Origin of the sequence: Chitinophaga sp., assembly GCF_035761305.1 — a bacterium.
Taxonomy (GTDB): domain Bacteria; phylum Bacteroidota; class Bacteroidia; order Chitinophagales; family Chitinophagaceae; genus Chitinophaga.
This window is the reverse complement of sequence record NZ_DASTRI010000104.1, coordinates 1-6,666: the sequence shown is the minus strand read 5'-3', so window position 1 is coordinate 6,666 and position 6,666 is coordinate 1. Positions and strand designations below refer to the sequence as shown.

At 50.5% G+C, this 6,666-nt stretch carries 4 protein-coding genes; all 4 read left to right on the top strand.

Translation table 11 applies throughout. From position 1 onward, the window contains the following. On the top strand, window positions 1-672 hold a 672-nt coding region (locus VFS25_RS09250), incomplete at its 5' end, for a phosphopantetheine-binding protein (protein WP_326461849.1). Window positions 673-692: 20 nt separating this feature from the next. After that, on the top strand, window positions 693-4,049 hold the full coding sequence (locus tag VFS25_RS09245) for an amino acid adenylation domain-containing protein (RefSeq protein ID WP_326461848.1): 3,357 nt from the start codon (window positions 693-695) through the stop codon (window positions 4,047-4,049). A 54-nt stretch (window positions 4,050-4,103) separates the two neighbouring features. Next, the gene (locus VFS25_RS09240; protein ID WP_326461847.1) at window positions 4,104-5,159 is read left to right on the top strand and encodes a TauD/TfdA family dioxygenase; all 1,056 of its coding nucleotides are present in this window, start codon (window positions 4,104-4,106) and stop codon (window positions 5,157-5,159) included. Between the two features lie 53 nt (window positions 5,160-5,212). Continuing rightward, on the top strand, window positions 5,213-6,666 hold a 1,454-nt coding region (locus tag VFS25_RS09235; RefSeq protein WP_326461846.1), incomplete at its 3' end, for a condensation domain-containing protein.

Sequence of the window (6,666 nt, the reverse complement as noted above, 5' to 3'; positions counted from 1 at the left end):
GGTACCATTGAGTACCTGGGCCGCAGCGACGACCAGGTGAAGATCCGTGGTTACCGCATAGAGCTGGGTGAGATAGAGCAGGCATTGCTGGAGGACGGCATGCTGCGGGAAACAGTGGTGGTAGCACGCAAAGAAGAAGGCCAGGAACCCTACCTGGTAGCCTACCTGGTAGGCGAAGGTGAGATAGATGTACGTAGCCTGCGCCAGCGGTTACAGCAACGTTTACCGGATTACATGGTGCCGCAGCATTATGTACAGCTGGACAAGCTGCCCCTTACGGCTAACGGAAAAGTAAACAGGAAATCGTTACCGGCGCCCCTGCATGCAGGGCTGAACAGCGGGGCAGGATATGTGGCGCCTGTAAATGATACGCAGGCCAGGCTTACTGCTATTATCGCTTCGGTGCTGGGCGTGCCGGAAGAGAAGATAGGGATAGAAGATAATTTCTTTGACATCGGCATCAACTCACTGCTGCTCATACGCATTATGGCTTTAGTGAACCGTTCGTTCAACAGCACGCTGAAGGTAAGCACCTTTTTTGAGTGCCCCAATATCAGGAGCCTGTCTGAAAATTATTTTAGCCAACATATGCAGGAAGCGCTGCCATCTGGCAATATCAGCACTGAGAATGTTGAAATATTAAACGATGCTTTTGGTCTTTTTGAAGAGTAATAACCCTAATATTTTTCACTATGCTGGAACTAATAAAAAAACTGTCTGAAAGAGGTGTATTCCTTTCTGTTGTAGATGACGACATCGTATTGAAGTATGAAGATGACGCCATGACAGAAAGTATGATCACAGAAATCAGGGAACACAAAGCCTCCCTGGTCAGCTACCTTAAAAAATCTCTTAACCAGGCAGACTACAGAAAGATACCTGTGCTGCCTGAAGCGGCTGACTATCCTGTGTCCGATGGTCAGCGGAGAATATGGATATTGAGCCAGCTCGAAGGAGGCTCCCTGGCCTATCATATGCCTAACCAGGTAATGCTGGAAGGCGATTATTCAAAAGAGCTGCTGGAACAGGCCATACAGCAGGTGGTGAACCGGCATGAAATATTGCGCACCGTTTTCAGGGAAGATGAGCGCAACGAGCTAAGGCAGGTAGTGCTGCCCGAAGCCCGGGCTGCGTTCAAACTGGCGTATGAAAACATGGAAGGGAAATCTCCATATGAGGTGAATGAGCATATAGGCGTTTATGCCGCCCTTCCCTTCGATCTCGGCAAAGGCCCCTTGTTACGGGCGCTATTGGTAAAAACCGGGCCTCATGCCTACACCTTCCATTTTAATATTCATCACATTATCGGGGATGGCTGGTCGCTGGGCATTCTGGCAAAGGAAGTGCTGGAATGCTATGAAGGGCTGGAAAAAGGCGCTCCTGCTGTATTGCCCGCCCTTCCCATGCAGTATAAAGATTATGCCGCCTGGCAGCAGTCGGAACTGCAGACGGACCGTTACGAGCAACACCAGCGTTTCTGGCGCGAGCAGCTTTCCGGAACACTTCCCGTTTTATCGCTGCCTGCAGACCGTTCACGGCCGCCGATCATGACGCATCAGGGTATGGAGCTTTTTACGCTGCTGCCCAAGCAGCTCGCCGGTCAACTCGCCGAACGCTGCCAGTCGCGTCAAAGCACCCTGTTCATGGGACTGTTGGCTGTGCTGAAAGCTTTGTTCTACCGCTATACCGGGCAGGAAGATATTATTATCGGCAGCCCGGTAGCCGGCCGTGAGCACGCAGAGCTGGCCGACCAGATCGGCTTTTACGTAAACATGCTGCCCCTCAGAACAAGGTTCAGTGGATCGGATAATTTTTTCCAGCTGCTGGAAGCCGTAAGGGACGTAACATTGCAGGCATACCAGCACCAGATGTACCCCTTTGACCGCCTGGTAGAAGATATGGAGCTGCAGCGCGATATGAGCCGGTCCCCCGTTTTCGATGTAATGATGGTGCTCCAGAACCAGCAGGGAAAAGCCGCCGTGAATGAAGGGCACCTGGTTAATCCTGTTAATGGCATCAACGAAGTAAGGGCCTGCGCTACAAAGTTTGACCTGCTTATAGAATTTATAGAAAGGGAGGATGGCCTTCACCTGTATGTTCAGTTCAATACAGATATTTATAACAAAGCTACTATTGAACGCCTGATCATGCATTACCAGCAGCTGCTGGAACAGGTGGTTATTCATCCAGAGCTACCGCTGTATGCATTGGATTATATACAGGAAGCAGACAAGCAGCTGCTCACCACAGCATTCAATCAAACTGAAACAGCTTACCCAAGGGGCGCCACCTGGCTCGATCTGTTCAAGGAAACAGTAATGTTGTACCCCGAAAGAACAGCCTTAAGCAACGGCAACATCTCTTTCAGCTATAAAGAGCTGGATGAGCTGTCGGATATGGTAGCCGCCTATCTGCACCGCCACTATACCATCCATAACAATGATGTGATAGGCATTAAGCTGGCCAGAAGCGAATGGACAGTGCCCGCCATATTGGGCGTGCTGAAGGCAGGAGCCGCCTATGTGCCCATAGATCCTTCTTACCCGGAAGACCGCATTGCCTACATAACGGAAGACAGTGGCGCCAAAGCCGTGATAGATGAGGATATGCTGTCCGATATACTGGACGCCATTGTCAGCAATGCCAGGAAGGTTTCGTTTTTTAAACCGGTAAGCAGCAGCGATCTTGCTTACGTGATCTATACATCCGGTTCTACCGGAAAGCCTAAAGGAGTGATGATAGAGCATGGTAGCCTGTACAACTATCTTTCTTACTGTGCGGAAAAGTATTTTAACACTCCCGGGAAAAGATACAAGTTGCCGTTGTTCACTTCTCTTTCTTTTGACCTTACGGTAACCAGCATTTTCGGGGCTTTCCTTTGCGGAGGTGAGCTGGTGGTTTACCCGCAGGAAATGAACGCCGCCGATATGCTGGAAGATATATTCTATGGTACCACGGGCGTAAACTTTGTAAAATGCACCCCTTCACATATCGACCTGTTGCAGCATACAGGCCGCCCAAGCCCGGTGAACCAGGTGATCACCGGCGGAGAGGCTTTGAAGCAGCAGCACATTTCCACCCTGCAGTCGCTGAATACGGCTATGGTCATTTATAACGAGTACGGGCCTACGGAAGCTACGGTAGGCTGTATTGTGGAAACGCTGGAAACAGGCGGCAATGATACGGTACTGATCGGAAAACCCATCAGCAACATGCAGGCTTATATCCTGGACGCCCATCAGCGTATTGTACCCGTAGGCGTAACCGGGGAGCTGTACCTGGGCGGCACACAGCTGGCGCGCGGATATGTTAATAAAGAAGAGCTGACGAAGAGCCGTTTCATCGAACATCCTTTTGAGAACGGCGCCCGCTTATACCGTACCGGCGACCTGGCGCGCTGGCTGCCCGATGGCAATATCGAATACCTGGGCCGCGCCGATGACCAGGTGAAGATAAACGGCTACCGGATAGAGCTGGGAGAAGTAGAGCAGGCTTTGTTGTCTGTTAACGGAGTGGCCGCTGCGGTGGTGCTGGCAAAACCCGCCGGTAACGGCAACACCTGCCTGGTAGGGTATTTTACCGGCCACCAGCTGGTAGACGCCGCTGCTTTAAGGGAGCAGCTGCTGAAAGTGCTGCCCGAATACATGGTGCCGGTGAATTTTATGCAGCTGGACACGCTGCCGCTCACCGTAAATGGCAAAGTAGACAAGAACGCCCTGCCTGTGCCCGACGGACTGGCTACCCGTGCTGCTTATGTAGCGCCCCGCAATGAAGTGGAGGAAGAGCTGGTGAATATCTGGCAGCAGGTTTTCAATACCCAGGAGAAAATAGGCATAAGGGATAATTTCATAGAGCTGGGCGGTAACAGCATCAGCGCCATTAAAATACTCTCGAAAATATCAAAGGAGTACGGCATTGTTATCAGCGTACGTAAGATGTTTGAAAACCCCACTATAGAAAATTTAGCCAACGAAATATTGAATGCCGGCTGGTTCAGCAGCGTAGCCGACACTGCCTGCAGCGGTGAGAAAGAACGGATCAGGATCTGATCTGAAGCCCCGGCAATACCACTTCTTAAAACAATCACTTAATCTTTTTAAAATATGGAAAACACTGTAACCAGTCCCGCTACCGGGGCAGAAAAAACTGCTTTTGTCATTAACGACCCATCTGTAATAAAAGCACCTTTAAACAGCAAATCCGGGCAGGTATTGCCTTTGCTGGTAAAGCCGGCTGCTGGCAATGTGAACCTGGTTGAATGGCTGCAAGCCAACAGGGAAAGCTTTGACGCCGATCTCATACAGCATGGCGGTATATTGCTGAGAGGCTTTGGCATCGAAACCGTGGAGGACTTTAACACCTTCATGAAATGCTTCAACACCGAGCCGTTGCCCTATATGTTCCGGTCTTCCCCCCGCAAGGAGCTGGATCAATCTATCAAAAATATCTACACTTCCACCATATACCCTAACGAGCGTACCATTAACATGCATAACGAGTCGTCTTACAGCCGGGTGTGGGGAAAGAAAATTGTTTTCTGCTGCATAACGCCGGCTGCTGAAGGGGGCGAAACACCTATTGCCGACTCCAGGAGGGTGCTTGCAGCCATCAGCCCCGCCACCAGGGAAAAGTTCAGGAAAAAAGGCGTGAAGTACCGCCGCAACCTTTTCCCCGACCTGGGAATGCCCTGGCAGGAAGTGTTTCAGACAGAAGATGTAGCAGTGGCCGAAGAAATATGTAAGAAGAATAACATTCAGTTCAGGTTTGTACAAAAAGACCAGATGGTGATTGAATGGACGAAGCCTGCCATTTACAGGCACCCTGTATCACAGGAGGAAACCTGGTTCAACCACGTGATGTTCTTTAACAAGTACGCCCGCTACGAAGAGCTGGGCCTGGAGGCCGACGATTTCCTGCCTGCTGAATACCTCACTTCAGAAACTTTTTTTGCCGACGGTGAAGAGATCAGCTACCAGGAATATGCAGAGATCAGGAATGCATATGAACAGAACAAGGTGGTGTTCCCCTACCAGAAAGGAGATATCATTTTCCTCGATAACATGCTGGCTGCACACGGCCGTAACCCCTACAAGGGAAACAGAACAATTGCTACTGCTATTATTGAACCTGCTTACGATCAAAATGATTTTGCAGGATGATACAGCAGCCGCGCATGATCACCTATATAGTTGTAATCCTTAATTATTGAAAGATGGATCAGAACCAATTTTTGACGTCGCTTAGAAAACTAAATATAATTGTCCGGCTGGATGATGATGGTAACCTCGATGTTGAAGGCGCCAGGAATGCATTAACCCCTGAGATACTGGAGCAGATAAAAGAATGGAAAAACGGGCTGGTAAGCTACCTTAAAAGCATAAAGGAACATACCGTAACCAGCAAAGATATACCTGTTGCACCTGTGCAGGACAGCTACCCCCTGTCTTCCTCACAAATGAGGCTCTGGCTTTTACAGGCTGCAAATAAAGGGTCTGTTGCCTATCATATCTCTAATACCTTACCATTTACCGGTGAGCTTGATCCTTCTAAGTACGGGCAGGCCATTAAGGCGGTAGTAGCGCGTCATGAAATTCTGCGCACCGTGTTCAGGGAAGAATCCGGCGGGGTAGTGCGCCAGGTGGTGCTGCCGGCAGACGCGGTAAACGTGAAGCTTGCATATGTTGATCTGCGCGGCGACAAACAAGGCCGCAAAACAGCTGAGCGCATGATTGAAGAAGATAGCCGCCGGCCGTTCGACCTCAGTACCGGGCCTTTGTTCCGGATCATGCTTTTCAGGCTGGATGAAGCGCAACACCTGTTTTATTACAATATGCATCACATCATCAGCGACGGCTGGTCTATGAATGTACTGAGCAGGGATGTGCTGCATTTCTATGAGCTGTACACGAATGGCGGCGATGCTACGATGCCGCTGCTGCCCCTTCAGTATAAAGACTATGCTGTATGGGAGCAGGAGCAGCTGGCAACAGCAGCATATAGCCGGCATCATGCTTACTGGCTGGAGCAGCTTTCCGGCGAGCTGCCGGTGCGTTCGCTGCCTTCGGATAAAATACGTCCTGCGGTAATGAAGCAGGATGGATATGGTTTATCAACCTTCCTGGGCCGTGAGTTAACGGATAAGCTGCTGAAGCTGTGCCAGGATCGCCAGGGCACGTTGTTCATAGGCCTGTCTGCCTTGCTGAAAGCCCTTTTCTACCGTTATACCGGCCAGGAAGATATTATCATCGGCAGCCCGGTAGCAGGCAGGGATCATGCGGACCTGGAAGACCAGATCGGGTTTTATGTAAACACGCTGGCGCTGCGCACGCAGTTCAGCGGCGCCGATAGTTTCATAGAGCTGCTGGACCGTGAAAGAGATGTGCTGCTGGGAGCCTATGAGCACCAGTCTTACCCCTTTGACCGGCTGGTGGAAGACCTGGATGTTCGCCGTGACATGAGCCGTTCAGCCATCTTTGATGTGATGCTGGTGTTACAGAACCAGCAGGCGCAGGACCGTAACACCACTGGTATTAGCCAGCCGGAAGAGATCCGGGAAGAAGGCCCCTGTGCCGTAAAGTTCGACCTGTTGATAGAGTTTAACGAAGCAGCGGAAGGGCTGCAGCTATTTGTACAATACAATACCGGCGTGTATGACAAGGGTCATAT

Bases quoted from the DNA above. Each gene is read 5' to 3' on its own strand.
- VFS25_RS09245 (WP_326461848.1), top strand. From the start codon at position 693: ATGCTGGAACTAATAAAAAAACTGTCTGAAAGAGGTGTATTCCTTTCT.
- VFS25_RS09240 (WP_326461847.1), top strand. From the start codon at position 4,104: ATGGAAAACACTGTAACCAGTCCCGCTACCGGGGCAGAAAAAACTGCT.